At 37.3% G+C, this 26,193-nt stretch carries 25 protein-coding genes; 20 read left to right on the forward strand and 5 right to left on the reverse strand.

What is annotated here, in order from left to right:
• Window positions 1-46 precede the first annotated feature (46 nt).
• The 3 genes from CLU97_RS05380 to CLU97_RS05390 all read left to right on the forward strand — a co-directional run bounded on the left by CLU97_RS05380 (window position 47) and on the right by CLU97_RS05390 (window position 2,392).
• Window positions 47-544, forward strand: a complete 498-nt coding sequence (locus CLU97_RS05380; RefSeq protein WP_121487014.1) for a hypothetical protein — start codon at window positions 47-49, stop codon at window positions 542-544.
• Window positions 545-616: 72 nt separating this feature from the next.
• A complete protein-coding gene (locus tag CLU97_RS05385) occupies window positions 617-1,606 on the forward strand; it encodes an NAD(P)H-dependent flavin oxidoreductase (RefSeq protein ID WP_228437532.1) in 990 nt (329 codons plus the stop codon).
• A 15-nt stretch (window positions 1,607-1,621) separates the two neighbouring features.
• Window positions 1,622-2,392: an alpha/beta fold hydrolase gene (locus CLU97_RS05390; protein ID WP_121487015.1), complete on the forward strand. Its 771-nt coding sequence runs from the start codon at window positions 1,622-1,624 to the stop codon at window positions 2,390-2,392.
• Between the two features lie 88 nt (window positions 2,393-2,480).
• Here the strand turns inward: CLU97_RS05390 and CLU97_RS05395 are convergent, their stop codons facing one another.
• Both CLU97_RS05395 and CLU97_RS05400 read right to left on the reverse strand, forming a co-directional pair.
• On the reverse strand, window positions 2,481-3,098 hold the full coding sequence (locus CLU97_RS05395; RefSeq protein ID WP_121487016.1) for a hypothetical protein: 618 nt from the start codon (window positions 3,096-3,098) through the stop codon (window positions 2,481-2,483).
• A 27-nt stretch (window positions 3,099-3,125) separates the two neighbouring features.
• The gene (locus CLU97_RS05400; protein ID WP_105702956.1) at window positions 3,126-3,425 is read right to left on the reverse strand and encodes a rhodanese-like domain-containing protein; all 300 of its coding nucleotides are present in this window, start codon (window positions 3,423-3,425) and stop codon (window positions 3,126-3,128) included.
• A 164-nt stretch (window positions 3,426-3,589) separates the two neighbouring features.
• On the opposite strand from CLU97_RS05400, the gene queG reads away from it, so the two are divergent.
• From queG to CLU97_RS05440, 8 genes are all read left to right on the forward strand, one after another.
• Entirely contained in the window at window positions 3,590-4,528 is a 939-nt protein-coding gene (gene queG / locus CLU97_RS05405) for a tRNA epoxyqueuosine(34) reductase QueG (protein WP_121489661.1), read from the forward strand.
• Between the two features lie 359 nt (window positions 4,529-4,887).
• Window positions 4,888-5,571, forward strand: a complete 684-nt coding sequence (locus CLU97_RS05410; protein WP_121487017.1) for a TIGR02117 family protein — start codon at window positions 4,888-4,890, stop codon at window positions 5,569-5,571.
• On the forward strand, window positions 5,571-6,218 hold the full coding sequence (locus CLU97_RS05415; RefSeq protein ID WP_121487018.1) for a murein L,D-transpeptidase catalytic domain-containing protein: 648 nt from the start codon (window positions 5,571-5,573) through the stop codon (window positions 6,216-6,218). Before CLU97_RS05410 ends, CLU97_RS05415 begins: the two co-directional genes overlap by 1 nt.
• A 39-nt stretch (window positions 6,219-6,257) precedes the next feature.
• Complete coding sequence (locus tag CLU97_RS05420) at window positions 6,258-6,734, forward strand: SRPBCC family protein (protein WP_410493360.1); 477 nt, start codon at window positions 6,258-6,260, stop codon at window positions 6,732-6,734.
• Between the two features lie 347 nt (window positions 6,735-7,081).
• Window positions 7,082-7,378 carry a hypothetical protein gene (locus CLU97_RS05425; RefSeq protein ID WP_147436447.1) on the forward strand — a complete coding sequence of 99 codons (297 nt, stop codon included), beginning with the start codon at window positions 7,082-7,084 and terminating at the stop codon, window positions 7,376-7,378.
• A 60-nt stretch (window positions 7,379-7,438) separates the two neighbouring features.
• The gene (locus tag CLU97_RS05430) at window positions 7,439-8,527 is read left to right on the forward strand and encodes an efflux RND transporter periplasmic adaptor subunit (protein ID WP_121487020.1); all 1,089 of its coding nucleotides are present in this window, start codon (window positions 7,439-7,441) and stop codon (window positions 8,525-8,527) included.
• A 28-nt stretch (window positions 8,528-8,555) separates the two neighbouring features.
• Complete coding sequence (locus tag CLU97_RS05435) at window positions 8,556-11,678, forward strand: efflux RND transporter permease subunit (protein ID WP_121487021.1); 3,123 nt, start codon at window positions 8,556-8,558, stop codon at window positions 11,676-11,678.
• Window positions 11,659-13,110: an efflux transporter outer membrane subunit gene (locus tag CLU97_RS05440; RefSeq protein WP_121487022.1), complete on the forward strand. Its 1,452-nt coding sequence runs from the start codon at window positions 11,659-11,661 to the stop codon at window positions 13,108-13,110. The genes CLU97_RS05435 and CLU97_RS05440 overlap by 20 nt, the downstream gene beginning before the upstream one ends.
• A 373-nt stretch (window positions 13,111-13,483) precedes the next feature.
• Here the strand turns inward: CLU97_RS05440 and CLU97_RS05445 are convergent, their stop codons facing one another.
• A complete protein-coding gene (locus CLU97_RS05445; RefSeq protein WP_105702934.1) occupies window positions 13,484-13,906 on the reverse strand; it encodes a cold shock domain-containing protein in 423 nt (140 codons plus the stop codon).
• 693 nt (window positions 13,907-14,599) lie between these two features.
• Here CLU97_RS05445 and CLU97_RS05450 point away from each other — a divergent pair.
• The gene (locus CLU97_RS05450) at window positions 14,600-15,355 is read left to right on the forward strand and encodes an SDR family oxidoreductase (protein WP_121487023.1); all 756 of its coding nucleotides are present in this window, start codon (window positions 14,600-14,602) and stop codon (window positions 15,353-15,355) included.
• 78 nt (window positions 15,356-15,433) lie between these two features.
• On the opposite strand, the gene lgt is transcribed toward CLU97_RS05450, so the two are convergent.
• Window positions 15,434-16,270, reverse strand: a complete 837-nt coding sequence (lgt, locus tag CLU97_RS05455) for a prolipoprotein diacylglyceryl transferase (RefSeq protein WP_121487024.1) — start codon at window positions 16,268-16,270, stop codon at window positions 15,434-15,436.
• A gap of 248 nt (window positions 16,271-16,518) precedes the next feature.
• On the opposite strand from lgt, the gene CLU97_RS05460 reads away from it, so the two are divergent.
• Window positions 16,519-16,833 (forward strand): low affinity iron permease family protein, encoded by a 315-nt coding sequence (locus tag CLU97_RS05460; RefSeq protein ID WP_121487025.1) that lies wholly within the window; start codon window positions 16,519-16,521, stop codon window positions 16,831-16,833.
• Between the two features lie 13 nt (window positions 16,834-16,846).
• On the opposite strand, the gene CLU97_RS05465 is transcribed toward CLU97_RS05460, so the two are convergent.
• A complete protein-coding gene (locus CLU97_RS05465) occupies window positions 16,847-17,851 on the reverse strand; it encodes a LacI family DNA-binding transcriptional regulator (RefSeq protein ID WP_121487026.1) in 1,005 nt (334 codons plus the stop codon).
• 163 nt (window positions 17,852-18,014) lie between these two features.
• On the opposite strand from CLU97_RS05465, the gene CLU97_RS05470 reads away from it, so the two are divergent.
• The 7 genes from CLU97_RS05470 (at window position 18,015) to CLU97_RS05500 (ending at window position 26,127) form a co-directional block, all read left to right on the forward strand.
• Window positions 18,015-19,451 carry a mannitol dehydrogenase family protein gene (locus tag CLU97_RS05470; RefSeq protein WP_121487027.1) on the forward strand — a complete coding sequence of 479 codons (1,437 nt, stop codon included), beginning with the start codon at window positions 18,015-18,017 and terminating at the stop codon, window positions 19,449-19,451.
• Between the two features lie 7 nt (window positions 19,452-19,458).
• Window positions 19,459-20,805 (forward strand): MFS transporter, encoded by a 1,347-nt coding sequence (locus CLU97_RS05475; protein WP_121487028.1) that lies wholly within the window; start codon window positions 19,459-19,461, stop codon window positions 20,803-20,805.
• 86 nt (window positions 20,806-20,891) lie between these two features.
• On the forward strand, window positions 20,892-21,617 hold the full coding sequence (locus CLU97_RS05480) for a hypothetical protein (protein ID WP_121487029.1): 726 nt from the start codon (window positions 20,892-20,894) through the stop codon (window positions 21,615-21,617).
• 60 nt (window positions 21,618-21,677) lie between these two features.
• The gene (locus CLU97_RS05485; RefSeq protein ID WP_121487030.1) at window positions 21,678-22,598 is read left to right on the forward strand and encodes a carbohydrate kinase family protein; all 921 of its coding nucleotides are present in this window, start codon (window positions 21,678-21,680) and stop codon (window positions 22,596-22,598) included.
• 79 nt (window positions 22,599-22,677) lie between these two features.
• Window positions 22,678-23,373, forward strand: coding sequence for a VIT family protein (locus CLU97_RS05490; RefSeq protein WP_121487031.1), 696 nt, complete (start codon window positions 22,678-22,680; stop codon window positions 23,371-23,373).
• 245 nt (window positions 23,374-23,618) lie between these two features.
• Window positions 23,619-24,032, forward strand: a complete 414-nt coding sequence (tssD, locus tag CLU97_RS05495) for a type VI secretion system tube protein TssD (RefSeq protein WP_105702924.1) — start codon at window positions 23,619-23,621, stop codon at window positions 24,030-24,032.
• Between the two features lie 235 nt (window positions 24,033-24,267).
• On the forward strand, window positions 24,268-26,127 hold the full coding sequence (locus CLU97_RS05500) for a type VI secretion system Vgr family protein (protein WP_121487032.1): 1,860 nt from the start codon (window positions 24,268-24,270) through the stop codon (window positions 26,125-26,127).
• Window positions 26,128-26,193 lie beyond the last annotated feature (66 nt).

Genomic DNA, 26,193 nt, shown 5'->3' on the forward strand with positions numbered 1-26,193 from the left:
ACTTCTGAAGGTTTTTTTTATTGATATATTTACAAAAACTAAGAGTATGGATGAGCCTTTTTATCTTGAAAAATTCCATCAGACGGTATCAGGAATTCCTCAGGAAACACTTAGCAAGTATGGATTGAAATTATCCGTTGTTACCATTTTAGAATCCGTTTCCCTAAAGGCTTACAAACCCGAATGGTCTGGAGACCCACAATCGCCTTTAGATGCCGAAGGACGTATTTTCTTTTCGGTTTGGGTAAATGATAAGGCCATCCGTGAGAAAAAGATTTTTTATAATATTCATGCTCTGAAGCTAAGAATGTTAAAAGCCTATAAAATATCCAGCAGAGATTTTGCCCAAAATTTTAGAAAAGAATTCTCAATTCATCAGAAAGAATGGCCAAATGTAAGCGTAGATTATGGACCGCTGACATTAATGGAAGGCTGGATAGAACTGAGTACAGATCAGATGGAAAATGATGTTCGCGAGCTTGTTCAAAAGTTTTTAAAAATAAGTCCCATTATTGATAACCTTTTAGAACAGTACACAAAATAATTATATCACGGTCTCTGTATATTTTTAACCAATAGAAGGCTCTGGAAATCGTTGTTTTTAGTATTTTTACGCATGAGCAATTTTATAGATTTTAACGCTGCAAAAAAACTTCATGACATGGAGGCTACACAAAATAGAATTTCACACCTTTTTAATATTAAATATCCAATTATTCAGGCAGGAATGATCTGGCACTCCGGATGGAGGCTGGCATCTGCCGTTTCCAACTGTGGTGGATTGGGAATTATAGGAGCAGGGAGTATGTATCCTGACATTTTGAGAGAAAATATCCAAAAATGCAAACTGGCAACGGATAAACCATTCGGGGTTAATGTACCCATGTTGTATCCGAATATTGATGAAATTATTCAGATTATTCTTGAAGAAGGAGTGAAAATTGTCTTTACATCTGCAGGTAACCCAAAAACCTATACGGAAACTCTTCAGAAGGAAGGAATAAAAGTAGCTCACGTAGTTTCATCCACCAAATTTGCTATGAAATGCGAAGATGCCGGAGTAGACGCTATTGTTGCAGAAGGTTTTGAAGCAGGAGGTCACAACGGAAGAGATGAAACAACTACTTTTTGTCTTATCCCGAATGTAAAGAAACATATTTCTAAACCCTTAATTGCAGCTGGTGGAATTGCCTTAGGCTCACAGATGAAAGCCGCAATGATTCTTGGGGCAGACGGTGTACAGATTGGTTCCCGTTTTGCAGCTACTACAGAAGCAAGTGCCCATGAAAACTGGAAAAAGAAAATCACAGAATTACAGGAAGGCGATACCCATCTTACTTTGAAAGAACTGGCACCTGTAAGAATGGTTAAAAATAAATTTTTCAATGAGCTGGAAGATATTTATGTGACCGGAAGAGATAAAGAAGCTTTGATTGCCTCTTTAGGAAGAGCAAGAGCAAAGCGGGGAATGTTCGAAGGAGATATGGAAGATGGAGAACTTGAAATAGGTCAGGTTTCTGCTCTGATTGATGAAATTCTTCCGGTAGAAACTGTTTTCAACAAACTACTAAAAGAATTTGAAGAAACAAAAATACCCACTTTTTAAATATAATTTTATTCAATGGAAGGAAGAATAATTGATGTAAAGGGAAACAAATTATATATAGAACACCATAATCCGTTTGAGGGCAGGCCAACCATTGTTTTTCTGCATGATTCACTTGGTTCAGTACAGCTTTGGAGAGATTTTCCTGCTAAACTGTCTGAAGTTACAGGATGCAATGTTTTGGTCTATGACAGGTTAGGATATGGAAAATCTTACCCTATGTTTACTCATGAAAGACCGGTAAATTACATGGAGCTGGAAGCAGATCTTTTGAATGATTTATTGATTGAAATGAATATTGATAATGCCATTCTGTTCGGGCATAGCGATGGAGGAACAATAGCCTTAATCACCGCTGCAAAATATTCCGAAAGAGTAAAAGCCGCTATCTGTGAAGCCGGACATATCTTTGTGGAAGACGTAACATTGAAAGGAGTTTATGACGCATGGGATGCTTATAAAACTACTAATCTTCCGGAACGTTTACAGAAGTACCATGGGGATAAAGTAGAAATGCTTTTCAGAGCCTGGACAGAAACATGGACCCGCGATGATTACAGAAGCTGGAATATTGAACACCTTTTGAAACATATTACCTGTCCATTGTTATTCATCCAGGGAGAAGCTGATGAATATGGTACTTTGGATCAGGTAGAAAAAACCGTATCTCAGGTAAGTGGTTATGCTGAAAAATATATTATTCCCGGTATCGGGCATACACCGCATAAAGAAGTTCCAGAACTTGCATTGAAGAAAGCAGCAGAATTTATTGGTAAATTTTTTTAATACAGAATGAGCGGTCACAATATTTATAAGACATCTTGTAATCAGGATGTCTTTTTCAAATGGGAAAGCTTAAAGATATACTGTTGAATTATAGTAACCGAAGTTCAGCTTCAATATTTTCCTTTGCCTGAATCTCATATTTTTCCTTAAAATAGGCCGTTTTAAAAATACTTTCGAGTTCTAGAAAATGCTTAAGCACCTTTTTTCGTCCCGGCTTATAAAGAAAGTCAGGATAAATAGAATATTCTTTTCTGATATTCTGAGTGTATTCCATATAGGTTTTAAAATCTTTCCCCAATACAGAAAGATCAGCATCCAAAAGATAATTAGTATCTCCCTCATCAGAACGCTGATGAGATTTTGTAGCAAGAATCTGCTCAGAAATTATTGAAATTGTATCTTGACGCATATGAAGTTCTGCAAGCCTTTTCTCTGCTTTAGCAGCACTTTTCTCTTCATTAGCTTTGGAAGTTGCATCATAAATCACATCATGATAGAATACAGAAAAAGAAAGAGCAGTAAAATCTGATATATTTATTCTCACTTCTTCAAGCTCCCGGAACATATTTTCAAGGTGAAGAAGATTATGATAATGTCTGCCTTTTTCAGAATATTGGGTTTCAACTTCCTTCCAAAGATCACAGATTAATTGCTGATCTTCTGTAAACGGAGAACAAAGCTGTTCAAATCGACTTTTCAGATTCATAGAAATAAGGTATAAAAAAAGGAACTTTTAAAAAGTTCCCTGATTTGCTTCCAGAACAGCCTTCAGATCAGCCCATCCGCCGCCGTTATAACCGTCCTTTAATCCTTGAGCGGTAAGATAATCCAATGCTTTTCCGCTTCTGTTTCCACTTCTGCAGAATAAGATTACCGGCTTTTCAATAGATAGAATCTCATCTTGTCTATCTTCTACTTCACCTAAAGGAATATTCTTAGCGCCATCTATATTACCGTCCATTTCAAGCTCCATTGGCTCGCGAACATCAATTAATTCATAGTTTCCGGATTGTATTACTTCTATTAAAGACATAGTTGTAGAGTTTAAATATTAAATTAGAAACGAAATTACGTAATTTTTTTTTGAAAAAAATCCTAATGAAAACATAATTTTTCAGAAAAGAAACCTGCTGTGGTATGAACTTCCTCCAAAATCAGAAGATTGATAAAATAATCTTAATTTTGCAGTGTGAAATTATGAATGCAGGCGCTGAAAAATATTCCCAACTGATAAAATCCAAGGCAAAAAGTTTTGGCTTCCAGAACTGTGGGATTTCCAAAGCTGATTTTCTGGAAGAAGAAGCGCCCCGTCTTGAAAAATGGTTGAAGAACAACTATAACGGCGAAATGAAATATATGGAAAATCATTTCGACAAAAGACTTGATCCGCGGCTTCTGGTAGAAGGATCCAAATCTGTGATTTCACTTTCCTACAATTACTTTCCCGAAGAAAAAATATCAATATTAGAGAATTATAAAATCTCAAAATATGCTTATGCAGAAGACTATCATGAAGTAATTAAAGAAATTCTCCGTGAAATGGTTGCCGAACTTCAGGAAGAAATAGGAGAGTTCGGATTCCGGGTTTTTGTGGATTCTGCACCGGTTTTAGAGAGAGCCTGGGCTAAAAAATCAGGAATAGGCTGGGTCGGTAAAAATGCCAATCTCATCACTAAGCAAAGCGGTTCTTTTTATTTTCTGGCAGAAATTATCTGCGACCTGGAGCTTATTCCCGATCATGCCACTACAGATCATTGTGGAAGCTGCCGTAAATGTATTGATGCATGTCCCACAGATGCCATTGTTTCTGAAAAAATTATAGATGGAAGCCGTTGTATTTCTTATGCAACCATAGAATTGAAAGATGAAATTCCAGCTCATTTCAAAGATAAAATGGAAGACTGGATGTTCGGCTGCGATATCTGCCAGGATGTATGCCCCTGGAACCGCTTCTCAGCACCTAACAAACAAAGCCGTTTCCAGCCCAATGAAGCTTTGAAAAACTTCAAAAAAGGAGAATGGAAAGAAATTACCCAGGAAATTTTTTCAGAAATCTTCAGAAAATCCCCCGTGAAAAGAACCAAATTTGCAGGACTCAAAAGAAATATTGAGTTTTTGCAAAGGTCTTCTGACTGATTTTTCTCTGAACTTTTGGTGACAATTCCTCCTTTGGAATTTTTTGTAGTTCCAAACCAGAGCGGATAATCGACCATTCCTTAAAATTTAGCTTTAAGGAGGTAAAGATTTACATCAATAAGTTTCTTGAAAAGCCTTTCCTATAAAGAAAAAAAGATTTTCAGGAGATCAGAATCTCACAGAAAATCAACGTTTTTTTTGTATTCTTTTAGGAGCAGTTTTTACTCTTACTTTAAATCTTTTTTGGGATTTAGTATTTTTACGCATATTTATGAATATTTCGTAACTAAATATAGCCAATTTTTCGATTAAAACAAATACTTTTACTAAAAATTAAAGATTAAATTTTATTAAAAAACATGACTGTGAAAACTGTATTAATGTATCTCCTGAAAGTGATAGGAATTATTTTGGGAATTGTGATTATTTATGTCATCCTTGGACTGTTGATTCCTTATATTCCAGTTTCTGCAAAAGATGATGGACAGAAAAAAGAAATCCCTATTTATATTTATACCAACGGAGTGCATACCGATATTGTAATGCCTGTAAGAAATGATCTTCAGGACTGGAGTCAGAAAATTCCTTTTGCCAATACAAAATCAAAAAAGACAGATTATCAGTACATCGGAGTGGGATGGGGTGACAAAGGATTCTACCTTGATACGCCTACATGGGCAGACCTTAAATTTTCAACAGCCGTAAAAGCAGCCTTCTGGCTAAGTGATTCTGCAATGCATTGTACTTATTATAATACAATGAAAGAAGGCGACGACTGTAAAATGATCATAATCAGCAGAAGCCAGTACAAAAGTCTGGTAAAGTACGTGGAAGATAAATTTGACAGAGATCAGAACGGAAATTTTATATTAATCCCTACCAATGCTGTGTATAGCGATAATGATGCTTTTTATGATGCAAAAGGCACTTACAGTTTTCTGTATACCTGCAACACATGGTCAAATAACGCTTTAAAGGCTGCTGGTCAAAAAGCAGCGCTTTGGACACCTTCTGATTTCGGAATTTTTCAACACTATAAATAATGAAGAGGATTTATCTGTTTTTCATCGTCTTTTGGATATGTTCATGTTCACAAGAAAGAAAAAACAATACAATAAATTTAGCAGAAACACCTGTAGTTGTAGAAAAAAGACCGGAAGCCGATCTTTCTAAACTTAAAATAAAAGCAGAAGAAGCCTTGAAATTCTGTGCTTCAAAGAACCTTAATAAAGATTTCTGTATCCTTATTGATATGAGTCTTCATTCAGGCGTTAACCGTTTTTTTGTCTGGGATTTCAAAAGCAATAAAATTTCAAAGAAATACCTGGTAGGGCACGGCTGTGGTTCTAATGCCTGGAGTAAAGATGATTCTAAAGCAAACCCTGGATTCAGTAATGAAGACGGAAGCCATCTTTCTTCTCTGGGAAAATATAAGCTTGAAGGAAGAGGTTACAGCGACTGGGGAATCAATATCAAATATCTGATGCATGGCCTTGAAGAAACCAATAGCAACGCTTTGAAAAGATTTATTGTTTTCCATTCCTGGAATATGATGAGTGATACTGAAACTTTCCCGAAAGGATCTCCTGAAGGATGGGGCTGCCCCACCATTTCCAACAACGCTATGAAAGAAATAGATCCTATGATTCAGAAATCAGGAAAACCTGTGCTGATGTGGATCTATAATTAAATCTTTGTCATACATTTGTTTCATACAATCTTCTGCCTTATGAAACATACCCTTTTCCGTGAACAACAGCTCAATTGTGATATAGAAACTGCATGGAAATTCTTTTCCTCCGCCAACAATCTTTCAGAAATTACTCCGAAAGACATGGGCTTTATTGTAGTAACGGAAATGGAAGATGATGAAATTTATGAAGGAATGCTCATCGACTATTATGTTTCCCCATTATTCGGAATTAAAATGAAATGGCAGACCGAAATAATCCAGGTTGATTTCCAGAAAAGTTTCACTGATTTTCAGAAAAAAGGTCCTTACAAACTATGGAACCACCACCATGAATTTATTCCCAATGAAGAAGGCGTTCTGATGAGAGATACCATAGATTATGAACTTCCCATGGGATTTTTAGGTGAAATTGCCCATAACCTTTTCGTGAAAAGAAACTGGAACATATTTTTGATTATCGATTCAGGGTTCTCAGTAAATTGTTCTAATTATTCAATTTTAGTAATTCAATAGAAACGGGCTATTATCCTGAGCGTAGTCGAAGGGAGCCCGTTATTAATAAACCAAAATTCATCTGGCTTTAGCCAAAACCTAATGGCGTTTTTCATTCAGAATTTTAGAACTGGGATTCCTACGGAATGACAGAGTGTATGAATAAACCTAGTACCCTGTTTGTCATTCCATATGAATCCAAATTCCAATTAATAGCATTATTCACCCATTGTTTAAGTTTTTTTAACAATTCAATGGCCCAATTTCCCGGTAGAAATCCCTATTTTTGCACTACTATCGTTTTTTACTGAAAAACTAATGTTCTGGTTGACATGGCAGGTCTGAGGTCATTTTTCTTATTTTATATTATGCTGGTTTTTACCCTTTTCAATTCGAATTGGGCAGAAAAATCACTGCATAATCTTCCTCAGGTCCCTCCTGTAACTAACATTCACGTTCTGGATGTGTACGAAGAGGCAGATATGAATACGCATGCATTGCCTGCTGCTGCCAAAATTGTAAAACATTCAGTAAAGAAAAACGATCCTGCAATTGCAGATTTTTCAGGAATATTAAAAGGTATTCCGAAAATCACCCTTCCGGAGATTGCAGTTTCTACTATTTGTGGCGTTAAATCCTTTCTCCATCTCCTCCAGCTGTACTAGTTGTAAAATTCTGTAAACCAAATCATTTTAACGGAAATTTTATAACCTAAACATTTAAAAATGTATTTTAAAACTGTAATAATTTGCATAGCTGCAACATTATTCGCTGTGTCATGCAGTAAAGACAAGGAGAAAAATAATAAAAGAGATAAAGAAGTTCCCGTACTGGAAATCAAAGAAAAAGATACACTGGTGAGCAACCAGTTTGTCACTGATATCCAGGCTAAAAAAAATGTTGAAATGCGTTCCAGAATCGGAGGCATTATACAGCATATTTATGTCAACGAGGGGCAGTTTGTGCATCAGGGACAGGCTTTATTCAAAATCAATGATGCGGAACTGCAGATGGAGCTTTTGAAGGCAAATGCCACATTAAAGCAGACTGAGGCAGACGTTCGTATTGCAGAAGTAGAATTGAAACAGATTCAGAGTCTTCATGCTAAAAAATTTGTTGCTAATAATGAACTTGAAATGGTGAAGGCCAAGTTGTCTTCCGCTAAAGCAAAACATGCTTTCGCCGATGCCGAAAAAATAACCGTTCTTCAGAAAATAAGCTTTACGAGAATCACAGCACCTTTTGATGGGGTAATTGACGTGATTCCTCATAAAGACGGAAGTTTGGTGGAAAATGGTACGCTATTGACCACACTTTCCCAATTGAACGAAGTGTATGCCTATTTCTCCATTCCTGAAAACTTATATTTTGAGCTTTTGGCCAATGATAAAATCGGAAGCCATCAGAAGATTGAACTGACGTTACCAAATGGAGTTAATTACCAGTTCAACGGAGCTTTGAAAACTGCTGAAGGAGAAATCGACAGAACTACTGGTTCCATTCGATATAAAGTGCTTTTCCCGAATCCTGACCGTCTGATCAAACACGGAACTTCCGGGAAACTTATTATTTCAGAACAGCAGAACAATGCGATTCTTATTCCACAGAAATCTACATTTTCCATTCAGGATAAAACCTATGTTTTTGTAGTGGATCAACAGAATAAAGTGAAAATGACCAATATTAAGATCGGAACTACCTTAAGAGATTCTTATATGGTAGAAAGCGGTCTTAAAAAAGGAGATTTAATCATTTATGAAGGGACTCAGTCTTTGAAAGACGGTGATATTATCAAAATCAAAAAGAAATATTAACCTTTCGTAATCTTTAAATCAATTGACTATGGTAGAAATGTTTATAAGACGAAAGGTCCTTTCGTTGGTTATTTCCATATTGTTTGTTTTACTGGGAATTATGGCTTTATTGAAGATGCCGATCACTCAGTTTCCTGATATTGTACCGCCTTCAGTAACGGTTACTGCAAAATATACAGGAGCAAATGCTGAAGTGTCTGCCAATGCGGTAGCCCTTCCTTTGGAACGTGCGATTAATGGAGTACCGGGAATGACTTATATGTCTACGGTGACTTCTAATGACGGTCTTACCCTTATTCAGGTTTTCTTTGAAGTGGGAACAGACCCGGATGTAGCGGCGGTAAACGTTCAGAATAGAGTAACGACAATTTTGGATGAACTTCCTGAAGAAGTAATCAGAGCCGGTGTAACTACTGAAAAAGAGGTGAACAGTATGCTGATGTACCTCAATATCACCAGTACAGATCCGAGCCAGGATGAGCAGTTCATCTATAACTTTACGGATATTAATGTTCTCCAGGAACTAAAACGTATTGATGGGGTAGGACGTGCTGAAATCATGGGACAGAAAGAATATTCCATGAGAGTGTGGCTGGATCCACAGAAAATGGCAGCTTACAGTATTTCGGCAGATGAAGTTATCACTTCTTTGCAAAAACAGAATATTTCCGCAGCACCCGGAAAAGTGGGTGAAACTTCTGGTAAAACCTCCAGCCAGCTTCAGTATGTCATCAAATATAAAGGAAAGTTTTTTGAGCCTAAACAATATGAAGAAGTCCCGATCAGATCTGATGTGGATGGAACTATTTTAAAGCTTAAGGATATTGCCAAAGTAGAGTTTGGTGCCATGAACTACGGAATGGTTTCCAAAACAGACGGAAGACCTTCTGCATCGATCATGATGAAGCAGCGCCCCGGTTCCAACGCCTCTGAAGTTATTGAAAGTGTAAAAGCAAAAATGGAAGAATTGAAAGTCACTTCTTTCCCTCCCGGAATGGAGTATAACATGGCTTATGATGTTTCCAGATTCCTTGACGCTTCTATCAGTGCGGTACTGACAACCCTTATCGAAGCCTTTATTCTGGTAGGAATTGTCGTATTTATATTCCTTCAGGACTGGCGTTCCACATTGATTCCTGTGCTGGCAGTTCCGGTAGCTTTGGTAGGAACATTTGCCTTCATGAATATGCTGGATTTCTCTGTCAATCTTTTGACATTGTTCGCACTGGTTCTTGCCATCGGGATTGTGGTGGATAATGCCATTGTCGTCGTTGAAGCCGTCCATGTGAAAATGGAAGAGGGGATGAATGCTATGGATGCCACCATTAGTGCCACCAAAGAAATTGCGGGAGCGGTAGTAGCGATTACGATTGTAATGTCTGCCGTATTTATTCCTGTAGCGTTTCTGGATGGTCCAGTAGGAGTATTTTACCGTCAGTTTTCATTAACATTGGCCATCAGTATTGTAATTTCCGGAGTGAATGCATTGACGCTTACGCCCGCACTTTGTGCGATTATTTTAAAGCCTCATAATCATCATAAAAAGAAAACCATCATCGACAGGGCTTTTCAAAGTTTTAATACAGGATTTGAAAGACTGACCAATGGCTATGTAGGTATTTTATCAAAATTTGCCACAAGAACTACCGTTACTTTCGGATTACTGTTTTTATTTGTTGGGCTTACTTTTGTGACCAGTAAATTTCTGCCGACAGGGTTTATTCCGATGGAAGACCAGGGAATGGTATATATAAGTGTTACAACTCCACAGGGAGCAACGGTAGAAAGAACAGAAAAAGTACTGGATGAAGTGACTGTTATTGCCAAAAAAATTAAAGGAGTAGAAAATGTAACCACACTTGCAGGATACAGTATCGTAACAGAAATTGCAGGTTCTTCTTACGGAATGGCAATGATTAACCTTAAAGACTGGAAAGAAAGAAATATTTCAGTAAATGATCTTATTGCAGAACTTTCAGACAAAACAAAAAGCATTGCAGATGCTCAGATTGAAATTTTTGCACCGCCGACTGTTCCCGGTTTCGGTAATACCAGTGGTTTTGAATTGCGTTTGCTCGACAGAACCGGAGGTACCATCGAAAATACAGATAAGATCACGAAGGACTTTGTTAAAAAATTAAACGAAGCGCCCGAGTTGCAGAACAACTTTACCAGCTTTGATGCTACTTTCCCGCAATACATGATCAATGTAGATTATGATATGGCAGCGAAGAAAGGAGTATCGGTAGACAACGCAATGTCTACATTACAAACCATGCTGGGATCATATTACGCCACGAATTTTATCCGGTTCAGCCAGATGTACAAGGTAATGGTACAGGCAAGTCCGGAACACAGAGATACCCCGGAAAGCATTCTGAATTTATATTTAAAAAATGATAAAGGCGAAATGGTTCCTTTCTCAACATTCATCACTATTGAGAAAGTATATGGACCTGAAGTTTTGACGAGATATAATATGTATATGTCTGCCATGATCAACGGAGAGCCTGCAGACGGTTACAGCTCCGGAGATGCCATTGAAGCTGTAGAACGGGTAGCCAAAGAGGTATTACCAAGAGGATTTGATATTGAGTGGTCAGGAATGACAAGAGAAGAGATCTTATCAGGAAACCAGACCGTTTACATCTTCGCAATATGCCTTTTGTTCGTGTATCTCTTACTGGCAGCACAATACGAAAGCTTTCTTCTTCCAATGCCCGTATTATTAAGCCTTCCGACAGGAATCTTCGGTTCTTACATCGCATTGGTATTGATGGGATTGGACAATAATATTTATGCACAGGTCGCATTAGTCATGCTGATCGGGCTTCTGGCCAAAAATGCCATTCTGATTGTAGAATTTGCGGTAGCAAGAAACAAACAGGGATTTGATATCATTCCGGCCGCTATTGAAGGGGCAAGGCAACGTCTGAGACCTATTCTGATGACCTCTTTTGCCTTCGTAGCGGGACTTATTCCTCTATGCATTGCATCAGGAGCAGGAGCTATTGGTAACCGCTCCATTGGTACCGCTGCAGCTGGAGGAATGTTGATCGGAACTATATTCGGACTGGTGGTGATTCCCGGACTGTATATATTCTTTGCAAAACTTGAAAATAAGAAGAAAGATGAAAAGATTAAATCATAGAAATATATTGTATGGAGTAGCATCACTTACTCTGGTTTCGTGCGCTGTTCCCAAAGTAACAGAGCTGAAAAAAGCTCAGGAATTGCCGGAAGAGATTATTAAAGCTGATAAAAATAAATCTCCTGATGAATTCCAGCAGATCAATCTCAAGGCTTATTTTACAGATCCGCAGCTGCTTGAACTTTTTGATAAAGTAGTTCAGGCTAATCCGGATTTTCAGATTGCCCAGCAGAGAGTGGAAATAGCCAACAGTTTCCTTCAAAGGTCAAAAATGGATTTGCTGCCTTCTCTTGAGGTAGGTGTTGAAGCTTCCGGTAACCGTTACGGCAAATATACCATGGAAGGAGTGGGAAATTATGATACCAATCTTTCACCCAATATTACGGAAAATCAGAAAATCAACAGAGATTTTACGCCTAATTACTGGTTGGGAGCAAGAAGCAGCTGGGAAATTGATGCCTGGGGAAAGCTAAAAAATAAGAAAATTGCTGCCCAGAAGAAATTTCTGGCTTCCACAGAAGGATTGAGATTGTTACAGGTAGAGCTTTTTACAGATATTGCCAATCTGTATTATCAGTTGGTAGCTTTGGACAATCGTCTTGCGATTTATCAGAAAAACTATAAGCTTCACCAAAGAGCTTTTGAAATTGTTCTGGCACAGCGTGAAGTAGGAAAAGCTACTGAATTGGCAGTTCAGCAGTTCAAAGCGCAGAATAACAACTGGCTGGCAGAGATTGAACATATAAGAGTGGAAATTGTTACTGTGGAACAGGCGATCACTACTTTGACTGGAAGTTATGGCGGAGAGGTAAAACGCGGGAAAATATTAATGCCTACCAATATGCAAGTATTAAATAAAACCATTAATGTAGAAAATGTGATCCATTCCAGGCCGGATGTGGCTGCAAATTATTATGTTTTGGAAGCTTCCCAGGCTGATGCAAAGGCTGCAAGGGCTGCTTTTTATCCCAAGATTGATTTGGGTGCCGGCTTCGGATTAAATTCTTTTTCCGTAGAAACATTTTTTAAACCAAGTTCACTGGCCGGACAGTTGCTGGGTGGGCTCATGGTTCCGGTTTTTAATAAAGGACAGCTGAAATATGAATTTAAAGTAGCCAGCAAAGAGCAGGAAATTGCTTTTTTAAACTATCAGAAAAGTATTACAACAGCTTTTAACGAACTACAGTCGATTTTGAAGCAGACCAAGATCTATGAACGGGTTTTAAAACTAAAATCAGAAGAAGTCGGATTTCTTGATCGTGGTGTGGAGGTTTCCAATGATTTATATCTTACAGGATATGCCAATTATTTTGAACTGATCAATTCTCAGAAAAGCAAATTAACCGCTGAGCTGGATCTGTTGCAGTTTCAGCATCAGAATACCAGGAATAATGTACTGCTTTTCAAAGCACTTGGTGGAAAATTGGATTGATTTTTTTTACTTTTTTTACGATGAAATAAGCTGCCTTTTTCAAGGCAGCTTATTTTATATTGAAAATTTTAATTACGCTTTACGGATTCCCGTAATGAGAATTGGAATAATTCCAGGATCTTTACAATAAATAAAATAACTAACCATGAAAACTCAGAAGAACATGTCAAGAAAGCTCTGATAAGGTATAGTATATAATGCTGCTATCCTGAGTTTTCGGACAGGTACTCCTGAGTTTGTTTTTATCAGAATCTAACTTATTACAAGTTGAGATAGTTTTTTTATATGATTCAAAAAAGAGACTGCCCTTTCGGACAGTCTCTTTCTGTATTATTACAATATATCTGCCGCGCGGCAGTATATTTTATGCGTATTATTTAACAATCTGAATTTCAACAGCAGAAAATCCTTTAGGAGATTTCTCTTTTTCAAAAGATACTTTGTTTCCTTTTTTCACAGGCTCTGCACAGTTGTTGTTGTGGAAGAAGATATTTTCTTTGTTATTATCTTCTGTGATGAAACCGTATCCTTTCTCACTCAGGAAAGTAACAATTCCTGTTTTTCTTGGATCTTCTTCAATAATAGGAGCCGCACCCAGCTGAATATCATCAAGGTTTACTTCCTGTCTTTGTTCAGGAGGAGTAGAAGTTAATCTTCCGAATTCGTCTACATACATGAAGACATCCTCCGCTCCTTTGTTGTTGTTCGTTTTACGTTCTTCGCGTCTTAGCGCCTTTTCTTTTTGCTTTTGAATTTTTTTCTTGAAATTTTCCTTTTTAGAAAAAGAATCTGCCATAAATTATTTTTAGTATTTAGTTTCTATAAATTAGTTCGTTCAATCTGGTCTGCTGTAGACCCCTATAAAGCCTGGCAATGTTTCCTGTCTTGGGTAATTCCAATCGTACAGAGCTTTAAAATTCTGACAAGTATTGTTCTTAATAGAAAAATAAAAGTTAAAAAGATGGCTGCTCAAAAAGCAAAGACTGAATAAAAATATTCGGGTCGTTACAGAAAACAAAGTGGTGGCTTGATTAACAATGTACAAATATACAACAATAAAATGAATAATCCTGTTTTAAATGATTGATTATCAGAAATGGTTTTGTGGTCTTAATGTAAGATGTACAGAGAAGTCTTAAAAGGTTAATAAAAAAATCCTCAGAATACTGAGGATTATAAAAAATATATTATAAAATGAAGTGGTGTATAATACGGGTGGGAGAGTATCAAATGTTATGCCTAAAATTGATGGCTATTAGTGAATTATACAGAAATGTTTAATTAATAAGATGCATTTTAACCCGTATCTGACTGGAAAATAGTATTCTATTAAAATATGCTGTTTGTAGAAAAATATAAATATTTTTATTTCGGTTTAAAAGTAAAATTGAAAATTTTGTTGAACTTTTCCACAATTCCCGAAAATTTCACCATGTTGAGGCGATTTTTATTATCCATCTTTGCTTCATTAACATTTAAATATAAAAACATGTCAACACAAAATGTAAAAGGAAAAGTTGTTTTAATTGCCGGAGGAGGTAAAAACCTGGGAGGATTATTAAGCAGAGATTTCGCCGCAAAAGGAGCAAAACTGGCCATACACTACAACAGTGAAAGCTCAAGAGCTGAAAGTGAGAAAACACTTGCTGAAGTACAGGCATTAGGAGCTGAAGCATTCTTATTTCAGGGAGATCTTACCAAAGTAGACAATATCACTCAGTTTTTTGATGAAACCATTTCCCGCTTCGGAGGCGTGGATATTGCCATCAATACTGTAGGAATGGTCCTGAAAAAGCCATTTGCCGAAACTACGGAAGAAGAATATGATACCATGTTCAATGTCAATTCCAAGTCGGCATATTTCTTTTTGCAGGAAGCAGGCAAAAAACTGAATGATCAGGGGAAAATCTGTACCATTGTTACTTCATTGCTGGCGGCCTACACGGGATTGTATTCTACTTATGCAGGAGCAAAAGCACCGGTAGAGCATTTTACAAGAGCAGCTTCCAAAGAATTCGGAGCAAGAGGAATTTCCGTAACAGCTGTAGCACCTGGACCAATGGATACTCCTTTCTTCTATGGACAGGAAACTGATGATGCCGTGGCTTATCATAAATCTGCATCCGCACTGGGAGGACTGACCGATATTAAAGATATTGCTCCATTAGTAGAATTTCTGGTAACAGAAGGCTGGTGGATTACAGGGCAGACTATTTTTGCCAACGGAGGATATACAACAAGATAATCTATTGCAGATCCATTAAAAAATAAACTCACTGAAAACAACTTTCAGTGAGTTTTTATTTGAAAAGAAATCAGGAAATTAAGCTGTTTTAGCTTTTCCTTTTTCCAATATACTTTTAATGATAAAGAATAGTCCGAGAAGAACAAACGGAATACTCAGAAGCTGTCCCATATTCAGACTCATCCTGTGTTCAAATTCTACCTGATCTACTTTGATAAACTCGATCAGAATTCTCATAATGAAGATTAACAGAATACTGGCGCCTAAATAAAATCCCTTTCCGATCTTAAAAATATTCTTTTTGTAAATGAAATATACAATAAGGAATATAATAAAGTAAGAAATAGCTTCGTAAAGCTGTGCAGGATGCCTCGGAAGATCATCTACCTGACGGAAAATAAAAGCCCACGGAACATTGGTGGGAGTTCCTATAATCTCAGAATTCATAAGATTGGCAAGCCTGATAAAAGTACCTCCCAATGGAAGAACAATCGCTATGGCATCCAAAACGGTCATAAACGGGATAGAATACTTTCTTGCATAAATAAGAAGCATAATTACCAGACCTATACCACCACCATGACTGGCAAGACCAGCAAATCCTGTAAAATGGTACGCTCCATCCGCTCCTTTCTGAATCGGTAAAAATATCTCAATCGGGTGTTGGGAATAATAATCAAAATCATAAAAAAGACAGTGTCCTAATCTGGCACCTACTAAAATTCCTATCAATGCATAGGAGAATAAAGCTTCATGAGCTTGAGAGCTAAGTCCCTCTTTTTTATAAATTCTTTTTAAAATATTAAGTGATAAAACAAGTCCGGCAAGGAAAAGCAAGCCGTAATATTTGATAGGAAGTCCTAAAATATTGACGATTTCGGGATTTACATCCCAGTTGATATATAATAAACTCATTGATATTGTTATCGAATTTCAGAGTGCAAAGATAGGAAAACATAAAATTCTGACCGGAAAAGGAGGCTTTCTGAGTTCTATGACTTGAGTCATAAAGTGTTAGCGTATGATTGCTTATATTTGATAGTACGCGATTGTAAAAATAAAAATCTGAATTTTTTCCGTTTACTTAGGTTAAGCTTAAAAAAATGAGCGTAACAAAAGATTTGTATGGCTTTTTTTAATCCAATCACTTAAAATATAACATTATGATAAAAGATATTTTTGGCAAATTGACAGCCTGGCCCGGTTATTTTATGGGCAGTACTTTATTGGGAATTGCAGGACTTGCCGTAATATTCGTAAAGAATGCACAGAACAGAGACCTGAAAGAACTTCAGATTAAACTTGATGAATTGATTGCAACAAATAAAAATAATATAGATTCCCCGCTTCAGAATTTAACTGAAGATGAACTGAACCAGCTGCAACGTTTTTATAAAAATCTTGAAGTTCAACGTACGGAAAGCATAAGCAAGAACAATATCACTGAAAGAGAAATAACGTACTATCGTTATAAATAGCTGATTAGGTTAATTATGTAGAAGCCCTGTAAACTAAATCTGCATCCATCAAAACAGCTTGGCTTGGAGTGGTGTTGTTTTTGATTTTTTCCAGTGCCAGCTTTGCTGCGGCTTCACCCATTTTTTCCAAAGGCTGCTGTACACTCGTCAGTTGAGGATATACCATGGTTGATAATTCCGTTCCGGAAAAGCTTGCTATAGCTACCTCATCAGGAATTCTTACTTTCTGTTCAAGAAGAAAATTCATCGCTCCCATGGCTAAGGTATCACTAAAAGCAAAAATACTGTCGAACTCTATATTCTTATTTAATAGCTGTTTGACAGCTTTTTTTCCGTGCTCGAAAGTCATTCCATCAGTTTGAATAATCAGATTTTCGTCAAAAATATTGTATTTCACGAGAATCCGTTTGTAGCCATTTACCCTTTCTACTGCATTTCGGATGGTAGATGGTCCCATTATATGAACAATTCTTTTTCTTCCGGTCTTAATTAAGTACTCTACCATCAATGCTGCTTTAATAGAATCATCAATAATTACTTTTGAGACATCCAGGGATTTGTGGGGAATCCTGTCGAAGAATATTAAAGGAGTTCCTTTATCCATAATACTTTGATAGATGTCATTATTGTGGGTTTCATGACAGAGATTAATAATAATGGCGTCTACATTAAATTCTTCCAGAAGCTGAAGGTTTTTTCTTTCAATAAGTGGATCTTCATCAGACTGGGTAATGATGATACGGTATCCCAGAGGATATAAAATATTCTGAATTCCCTTCAAAACAGTGGAGGAGAAAGGAGTAATCATTTCAGGTACTACAAACCCGATTGTTCTGGATTGTCCGGATTGTAAATTCAAAGCGGTAAGGTTCGGTTTATAGCCCAATTTCTCTGCCGCATCCAGTACTCTTTTTCTTGTTTCTTCATTCACATTTTTATCATGAAGCAGCGCTCTGGAGATGGTAGAGGTAGATAATGACAAAAATTTGGACAGATCTTTAATCGTAATACGTCTCATCAGCTTTGTTTTTTGGCTAAAAATAATAAAAAAAAAGGCAATTGGGAACGTTCCCTGATTTTTGGGAACGTTCCCAATTTGAATTTTGTAAAAAAAGTGTCTTGTTAATCATTTGTTAATATAGTTTTAACGAATTGGTTAATATGATAACAATTTTACGCTTATGAGTATGATTTATTACAATTATGATGTGTCGGAAATCCGTACAGGAATTTTACATATTGGAGTAGGGAACTTTCACAGGGCTCACCAGCAGTTTTATACTAATTTACTGCTTAATGACGAAGATCAGAAAGATTGGGGAATTTGTGGAGTATGTCTGCTGCCGTCTGATGAGAAGATCGTAAAGAATTTAAGAGCTCAGAATCTTCAATACTCTCTTACTGTTTGTGGAAGAAACGGAAATGATGAGGTGTATAAAATAGGTTCTTTAAAAGAGTTGATCTGGGGAGTAGAAGATCCGGCGGCTGTAGTGAAAAAAATAGCAGACAGCTCTGTTAAGATCATCACTTTGACCATCACAGAAGGAGGCTATAATCTTGATAAAGAAACCGGAGAATTTATATTGGAGGATGAAAAAATACAGCATGATCTGAAAAATTCTTCCAATCCTGCTACTGTTTTTGGTTTTGTTGCAGAAGGATTGCGCCAGAGAAAAATAGAAAACGGGGGAGCCATAACGATGCTTTCATGCGATAACCTTCAGCATAACGGAAATACGGCAAAAAGAGCTTTTATGTCATTCATAGAAGCACAGGATGCAAAACTGGCAGCGTGGGTAAAGGAAAATGTAACCTTCCCCAACAGTATGGTAGACCGTATTACTCCGGCCACAACTCCGGAAGATGTAGAAAGGTTAAACAAAAGAAACGGCACAGACGATCGTGCTCCTGTATACTGTGAAGACTTTACACAATGGGTGATAGAAGATGATTTTATTGCAGGAAGACCAGCCTGGGAAAGAGTAGGAGTAGAATTTACGAATGACGTAACTGCATTTGAAAATATGAAATTAAGCCTGCTGAATGCTTCCCACACCCTCTTATCTTATCCGGCTTTCTTAATGGGCTACCGCAAAGTAGATCAGGCGATGGAAGATAAAAATCTTGTAAAATTTATCAGTGATTTTATGGATAAGGATATTACCCCTTTTGTTCCTGCTCCGGAAAATACAGATCTGGAAAAATATAAGCAGACATTGATCGAAAGATTTGCCAATCACAGTGTAAGCGATCAGGTGAGCCGTTTGTGCTTCGACGGAATTTCAAAATTCCCGGTATATATCATTCCTAATCTTGATAAAATGATAAAGGGAGCGAAAGACCTTACCAGACCGGCTTTTCTTATTGCTTCCTACAGACATTATCTTAAATATAAAACCGATGATCAGGGCAATGTATTCGAAACAGCAGAACCCTGGATGACAGAGAATGATCAAAAGTTTATTGCCAGTGAAAATCCACAAGATTTCCTGGAATTATCAGCTTTTAAAGGAGTTCAATTAAAAACCTCTGAACAGTTCATAAAACAGTACAACAGTTTTGTAGAAGATATAAAAAATTCAGGAACCGCCTCAGTTTTACAATCCATCATAAAATAATTAAGCCATGCAGATAAATCCAGGTATCACCACTTCAGACAACAAAACCAATAATGCTATACTGCCGTTTGTCATTATTACATTTATTTACTTTATTGTCGGTTTTCTAACGACAGTCAATGAACAGCTGCAGGCACCGCTGAAATTTACTTTTCTGAGCCATGCGGGCAGCCTTAAAAATACGTTTACTACTTTGATTTCCTTTTTCTTCTTTTTAGGATATCTTCTGAACGGAACACTGGGAAGCAGATGGGTTAATGCCTTTGGATATAAGAATACCATTTTGCGCGGGCTTTTCTTTATGATTTCCGGCCTTTTTATGTATCTGTGCTCATCTTGGGTTGGCGATCATTATCCTGATCTGAAATTTAGTATAAAAGATGCTGTTATTCCTGTTGGATTTATCGTTTTTGTTATCGGTTCTTATTTAATGGGGACATCCGCAGCCATCATTCAGGTGGTGGTAAATCCTTATGCTGCTTCATATGAACTGAAAGGAACGCAACCTGTACAGCGTCTGAATATCCTGACTGCGATCAACTCTATCGGAACTACTTCCGCCCCTTTCTTCGTAACGGTAGTGATGTTCAGTGGAATTTCCATTGAAAATATAGAGATCAGACAGCTTTTGCTTCCGCTTTCTGTATTAATTGTCTGTATCCTTACAGTCATGATCATCACGAAAAGACTTCACCTTCCTGATCTGGCCCACACAAGAGTCGTTGGCGAAGAAAAACTGGAGAGAAGTATCTGGTCGTTCAGACATTTTGTGTTGGGCGTTTTGGCCATCTTTTTTTATGTAGGAACCGAAGTAGCTATTGGCGCTAATATTAACCTTTATGCCTTTGAGCTTATGGATTCCGGGCATCCTATCACATTTTTCGGAAAAACAGATATCATTGTGGGAGGAATGGATTTAGGAATTCATGCATTACTATCCACATTGTATTGGGGAGGATTTCTGGTAGGAAGAGCAGTATCGAGCTTCTTAAGTAAGATTTCTGCAAGAACGCAGTTGATAACAACCACTGTACTGGCAACAATACTCGCATTGGTATCGATGATTACCCAGAATCTTTGGTTTCTTGTTGCCATCGGACTTCTGCATTCATCCATGTGGAGCTGTATTTACACCCTTTCCATTAAAGGCCTGAACAAATATACCTCAAAAGCATCCGGTATTTTTATTTCTGCCGTATTTGGTGGAGCTGTATTTACCCTTATTCAGGGAGGTCTAGCTGATATTTTAGGCTCTTGGAGATGGACTTGGTGGCTTACTGTAATCTGTGAACTGCTGATGCTTACTTACGCTTTGTTCGGATCGCGTATTAGAGAAAAAGACCTTATTCACTAATCATATATTTTCTTTTAACTAAAGTAATTATCCTGTAGACAGCTATTGGATACAGGATAACTACTGCCTTAAAAAACACTTGAATCATGTTAAAAAACCACTTACTACTTATTTCCTCTTTTGCAGGAACCTGCTTAGGTGCACAGGAAGTGCATTCGGCATTACAGCTTAGAAACAGCCATTTGTGGCGCGGAATAGAAGTCTCTGCCGGACTTATTTATACCGGAGATCTACATCTTGATTATAAGAATTTTTATGCAGGATTTTGGGCTGGTGGTAATGTTGATGGTTCTTACAAAGAATTCAATAACTATATAGGATATAAGAATAAACATCTTACACTGGAATTATGGGATATTTATAACTTTTCACCCGGAGCTGCCTATAACAATAAGGAGTTTTTTAATTATTCCGCAAAAGAAACCGGGCGTTTTTGGGACTTCAGATCTTATTATACCATAAGTGATCAGTTTCCATTGGTGCTCAGCTGGAATACAGTTGTTTTTGGAAGAGACAGAAACACCGAAAACACAGGCAATAAATACTCATCATTTGTTTCGGGAGAATACCCAATATACAAAAAAGATAACCTTGAGGTAAGGGGAAGAGTAGGCTATTCTTTTGCTTTAGACAGTCATGGAGAAAACAATAACTTCTTTGCTAAAGATTCAGGATTCAATGAGATAAGTCTAATTGTTTCTAAAAGCTTTACCATTGAAGGCTATAAAATTCCTGTAGGAATATGGGGAATGTGGAATCCGGTAAACAACAATGCGTTTCTTCAGTTTTCTGTGCAGGTTTACTCATTCTGAAACAAGGAAATTCGAGTCGTAAATTTTTACAAAATCAATACATTTAATTACTTTTATACAATGGAATACAAAAAAAATAAAGCAGTATGTTTTGGAGAAGTGCTTTGGGATATTTTTCCGGGAGAGCAGAAAAGAGTGGGTGGTGCACCTTTTAATGTAGCCTACCATCTTTCCAAAATGGGCGTAGAAGTCGATATGATAAGCAGTATCGGTGATGATCAGCTTGGGCGTGACCTTTTGGATAAAATGAAAAACTGGAATATTCCTGTAGATCATGTTCAGATCAATACAGAATATCCGACAAGTACGGTCATTGCAACAGTAGATGAAAATAACGATGCTCATTATGATATAGTGGAAGGGGTAGCATGGGATTTTATTGAAGCGACTCCGGAAAATCAGGAAATCCTAAACACTACAGATGCGTTGGTATTCGGAACACTGGCTGCCAGAAACGGAAAATCCAGAAATACATTGTTTCAACTGCTTGAACTCAGCGATTATAATGTCTTTGATATCAATCTCAGAGAACCTTATTATGAAGTGGGAATGATTAAAGATCTGCTTCACAAAACCCATCTTGCTAAATTCAACAAAGCGGAAATGCGTATGATGCTTGATTTTTTAGGAAAGGAATACACCACGGAAGAAGATGGGGTAAAGTTTCTGCAGGATAAGTTCGATCTTGAAGAAATTATTATTTCCAAAGGAAGTAAAGGAGCTTTGTATGCTTCCGGAGGTAACTTTTATCTGTATCCCACTATACCCATTACCGTAAAAGATACAGTAGGAAGCGGAGATTCATTCTTAGCAGGATTTCTTTCCAAAAAATTAGAAAAAGGAAGTACAGTCCATGAAATTATGACTCAGGCTGTCTCTCTGGGAGCATTCATTACCTCACAGGAAGGCGCATGCCCGGAATACTCATTAGATGATTTCATCAGATTTAAAAACGAACACCCTGTATCCGTTTTGAGTTAAGGTGGTAAATCTCATCTTAATTTAAAATGATTCTTGATGAAACATTTGGTAACTTTATACTGCTATCAAAACAAAAGTTATGCATCATCAGCTGGAGAAACATTATGTAAACAGAGTAGGCTGGCTCCGGGCAGCTGTATTAGGCGCTAATGATGGGTTATTATCCACTACAAGTATTGTCATCGGGGTTGCTGCGGCAGAACCGGAACGTCATATCATTATTCTTGCCGCTCTCGCAGGGATGATTGCTGGTGCCATGTCTATGGCTGCGGGGGAATATGTTTCCGTAAGTTCACAGGAAGATACTGAAAAAGCAGACTTGATTCGTGAAAAACGGGAATTAGAACAAATGCCTGAAATAGAACTCAGAGAATTAGCTAAAGTATACGAAAGTAGAGGTTGTACCAAAGAAACAGCCATGCAGGTTGCCATTGAACTTACAGAGCATGATGCCCTTGGAGCACACGCCCGTGATGAACTGGGCATAAATGAAATAACACAGGCAAAACCTTTGCAGGCAGCAATAGCATCTTTCGGTTCTTTTGCAGTAGGAGCTTTATTGCCGTTTACCGTTTCTCTTTTAGCACCTCTTAAAGAAATGGTGTATTTCCAGTATGGGTTTTCAATCATATTCTTAATGCTTTTGGGCGCGGTTTCTGCCAGAGCGGGAGGTTCCAGCATTAAAATAGCCGTGTTGAGGATTTGTTTCTGGGGAACTGTTGCTATGGGAATTACAGCACTGGTTGGTCATCTTTTCGGGGTTAATATAGCCTGAAAATTTTAATATTTTGCTTTTAATTTTTGCTGATAAACAACTGGGCTTAAATAAGGCTTATTTTGCTGTGTTGAAGGTAATCTTCTGATTTATAGATTGAAATTTACCTAACGAGTGTTAGTCGTAAAAGTACTACACTTTTTCAGATTTATGCGTAAATTTTATTTTGTTATGATCAATACTTCTAAATTTGGTGATATAACAAACATCAAATCATAAAGTACTAACGATTAAAATTTACAATCATGGCAGAAAGAAATTCAAGAGGAATCTTAAAATTCAACAACGGTGAAGGACAAAAGCTGTTAAAACTGAACTACAGCGTATCAAGAGCTACAGACGTTTCAGGACGTGTAGCATCAGACCCTTCTAACGCATTGATCAAAATTACAGTTGAGGCTACTGAAAAATCAGACATCCTTGAAAGCTTATTAAACGGAAAGTACAAGCCTACCGTAGGAGAGGTAACTTTCAATAAATCTCACGAAGAAGGAACTTTAACAACATTGAAATGGACAAACGGTTACGTTATCCAGCACGAAGTGGATTTCGATGCTGTAGATGAAAACAGTATGTACATCAGTTTTGTGATAAGTGCAGAGCAGATTGAGCTTGGTAATTCTTCTTATGACGGAGCTTGGCCTGGATCTCAGGGATAAAATCCTTTAACAATTACAAACATAAAAACAGAATAGTAGATCCGTTATCAGGGATCCTGTTCTGTTTTTTTGTCAGTAATCTTTTCCCTTAGAAAAGAACATTATTTTCACTAAGATTTAGAAAAATAAAGCTGATAATGTGAACTTTATATTGTGAAAAATTGATAACTTTATAAAAAGCTGTTTATTTTAGTTTTTTTCAAAAATAAAAAGCTCACCAAACACTCTACATCATATGAATAAAAATATCTCGAATTCCGAAAAGATTTCAGAGAATCATATTCCTGGAATCAACCGTGTGGTGAAACTGGATATTGTGATTGAAGGCAAGATGATTAAGCACTTCAAACATTTCCGTTTACAGCAGAGCGTAAAAAAGCACCATTATTTTGAACTTACATTAGCCCATGATACTTTAGATGGAATACAAAACCATGATCTGGAAGAAGCTCAGCAATTTTTAGGAAAACGATTAACAGTCGTTTTTAAATATAAAGATGTTGAAGGAAGCCCGGAAAGAACCTTTGTAGGAGTCATTACAAAAGTAGGGTTCAGTCAGGAAAACCATAGTTTGGGAAATATTGTACTAAAAGGGTACAGCCCTACCATTCTGTTAGATGGCGCACCTCATACCCAAAGTTTTGGAGGGAATAAACCTGTGAATATGGGCATCATTGCTGAAGATGTTATTAAACAGGGCATAGAAAGCAGTAAATTTGATGTAAAAGTGAATGCAAAGGCTTCCTCTCAGATTCTTTACAGCGCCCAGTATAATGAAACCCATTATAATTATCTCTGCAGAATGGCAGAAGCTTATGGTGAACAGTTCTATTATGATGGCGAAGTATTGCATTTCGGGAATATGCCGCCTCAGAACAAATCACTGGAATTAATATACGGGAGCAATGTTTCTGATGTGAATGTGGAATTAAAAGCCGTTCATATCAAACCTAATTTTTACGGATATAACAGCAGTTCCAATGCTAAACTTATTTCCGGGGAAACTCCCATAAAACACGTTGGTAATCTGGCTCAGACAGCCTATAAAAATAATGAGGGAATATTCAAAACACCATCATTGCAGGTGGCTCCCATAAAAGCAGCAACCGATATGGATGTTGTTATTTCTCAAACAAGTACTGCCGGAAGCAAAGCAGTGGAAGTTTTTACCGTTTCCGGAGGAACTACTATTCCGTTTTTATATCCGGGATGTGTAGCTGATATCAATATGAGAAAGACGGATACCAGCAAAACGGCGTATTTCACCAAACTGATGATGACCGAAGTTATTCATGAAGTAGATACTCTCGGACGTTACAAAGGAAGATTCGAGGCCATTGCCTCAGACACAGGGTATATTCCAACTCCGGACTTTACTATGCCTATCGCACAGCCGCAGATTGCAACCGTAATTTCCAATACAGATCCGCTGGCACAGGGAAGAATTACCGTTAGATTCGACTGGCAGCTGCATGACACCACCAATTTTATCAGAATGATGGCTCCTGATGCCGGAGGAACAGATCAAATCACTCAAAACAGAGGCTATGTAGCTATACCGGAGGTTGGAGATCAGGTGATGGTAGGTTTTGTACACAATCATCCCGACCGTCCTTTTGTCATGGGAGGAATGTTTCATGGAGGAACAGCTCTTGGAGGCGGAGTAGATAATCATTTAAAATCAATACAAACCAGAAGCGGAATCCGTATTTTAATGAATGATGCCGAAGGAAGTGTAAATATCATAGACCCTAGTGGAAACAACTATTTGATGGATGGGAAAGGAAATATCATTGTAACGGCTCCTAAAAATATGACCTTTAATGTAGGAGAAGATCTGGCAATCAACGTAGGAAAAGACATGAAGACAAGCGTAGGAAATGATAATGCCGTTAGTATCATCAATGATCATAAGTTTACCTCGAAAAATTATAAACAGACCGTCAATGAAAATAAAACGATTAATGTGACAGGTGATCTTAAAGAAACTACTTCAACCACTACTCATAAAGCAAAAAACGGAGATATTTTACTGCAGAGCTCAGGCGTAGCCAAAATGTTAGGTAAAATAGATGCTAAAGTGAATAAAGGGTAATCCAAATAATAAATCAGTGATCAATACTGTACAGCAAGGCATTAAAGAATGAATAAAGCGATAAAA

The sequence above is a fragment of the Chryseobacterium sp. 7 genome (assembly GCF_003663845.1).
GTDB lineage: Bacteria > Bacteroidota > Bacteroidia > Flavobacteriales > Weeksellaceae > Chryseobacterium.

Excerpts from the sequence above, each read along its gene's own strand:
- CLU97_RS05390 (WP_121487015.1), top strand. The coding sequence starts at position 1,622 with ATGGAAGGAAGAATAATTGATGTAAAGGGAAACAAATTATATATAGAA.
- CLU97_RS05440 (WP_121487022.1), top strand. The coding sequence starts at position 11,659 with ATGAAAAGATTAAATCATAGAAATATATTGTATGGAGTAGCATCACTT.
- CLU97_RS05425 (WP_147436447.1), top strand. The coding sequence starts at position 7,082 with ATGCTGGTTTTTACCCTTTTCAATTCGAATTGGGCAGAAAAATCACTG.
- lgt (WP_121487024.1), bottom strand. The coding sequence starts at position 16,270 with ATGAGTTTATTATATATCAACTGGGATGTAAATCCCGAAATCGTCAAT.
- CLU97_RS05470 (WP_121487027.1), top strand. The coding sequence starts at position 18,015 with ATGAGTATGATTTATTACAATTATGATGTGTCGGAAATCCGTACAGGA.
- CLU97_RS05385 (WP_228437532.1), top strand. The coding sequence starts at position 617 with ATGAGCAATTTTATAGATTTTAACGCTGCAAAAAAACTTCATGACATG.
- CLU97_RS05420 (WP_410493360.1), top strand. The coding sequence starts at position 6,258 with ATGAAACATACCCTTTTCCGTGAACAACAGCTCAATTGTGATATAGAA.
- CLU97_RS05460 (WP_121487025.1), top strand. The coding sequence starts at position 16,519 with ATGATAAAAGATATTTTTGGCAAATTGACAGCCTGGCCCGGTTATTTT.
- queG (WP_121489661.1), top strand. The coding sequence starts at position 3,590 with ATGAATGCAGGCGCTGAAAAATATTCCCAACTGATAAAATCCAAGGCA.
- CLU97_RS05430 (WP_121487020.1), top strand. The coding sequence starts at position 7,439 with ATGTATTTTAAAACTGTAATAATTTGCATAGCTGCAACATTATTCGCT.
- CLU97_RS05485 (WP_121487030.1), top strand. The coding sequence starts at position 21,678 with ATGGAATACAAAAAAAATAAAGCAGTATGTTTTGGAGAAGTGCTTTGG.
- CLU97_RS05465 (WP_121487026.1), bottom strand. The coding sequence starts at position 17,851 with ATGAGACGTATTACGATTAAAGATCTGTCCAAATTTTTGTCATTATCT.
- CLU97_RS05400 (WP_105702956.1), bottom strand. The coding sequence starts at position 3,425 with ATGTCTTTAATAGAAGTAATACAATCCGGAAACTATGAATTAATTGAT.
- CLU97_RS05410 (WP_121487017.1), top strand. The coding sequence starts at position 4,888 with ATGACTGTGAAAACTGTATTAATGTATCTCCTGAAAGTGATAGGAATT.
- CLU97_RS05475 (WP_121487028.1), top strand. The coding sequence starts at position 19,459 with ATGCAGATAAATCCAGGTATCACCACTTCAGACAACAAAACCAATAAT.
- CLU97_RS05445 (WP_105702934.1), bottom strand. The coding sequence starts at position 13,906 with ATGGCAGATTCTTTTTCTAAAAAGGAAAATTTCAAGAAAAAAATTCAA.
- CLU97_RS05480 (WP_121487029.1), top strand. The coding sequence starts at position 20,892 with ATGTTAAAAAACCACTTACTACTTATTTCCTCTTTTGCAGGAACCTGC.
- CLU97_RS05380 (WP_121487014.1), top strand. The coding sequence starts at position 47 with ATGGATGAGCCTTTTTATCTTGAAAAATTCCATCAGACGGTATCAGGA.
- CLU97_RS05415 (WP_121487018.1), top strand. The coding sequence starts at position 5,571 with ATGAAGAGGATTTATCTGTTTTTCATCGTCTTTTGGATATGTTCATGT.
- tssD (WP_105702924.1), top strand. The coding sequence starts at position 23,619 with ATGGCAGAAAGAAATTCAAGAGGAATCTTAAAATTCAACAACGGTGAA.
- CLU97_RS05435 (WP_121487021.1), top strand. The coding sequence starts at position 8,556 with ATGGTAGAAATGTTTATAAGACGAAAGGTCCTTTCGTTGGTTATTTCC.
- CLU97_RS05450 (WP_121487023.1), top strand. The coding sequence starts at position 14,600 with ATGTCAACACAAAATGTAAAAGGAAAAGTTGTTTTAATTGCCGGAGGA.
- CLU97_RS05490 (WP_121487031.1), top strand. The coding sequence starts at position 22,678 with ATGCATCATCAGCTGGAGAAACATTATGTAAACAGAGTAGGCTGGCTC.
- CLU97_RS05500 (WP_121487032.1), top strand. The coding sequence starts at position 24,268 with ATGAATAAAAATATCTCGAATTCCGAAAAGATTTCAGAGAATCATATT.
- CLU97_RS05395 (WP_121487016.1), bottom strand. The coding sequence starts at position 3,098 with ATGAATCTGAAAAGTCGATTTGAACAGCTTTGTTCTCCGTTTACAGAA.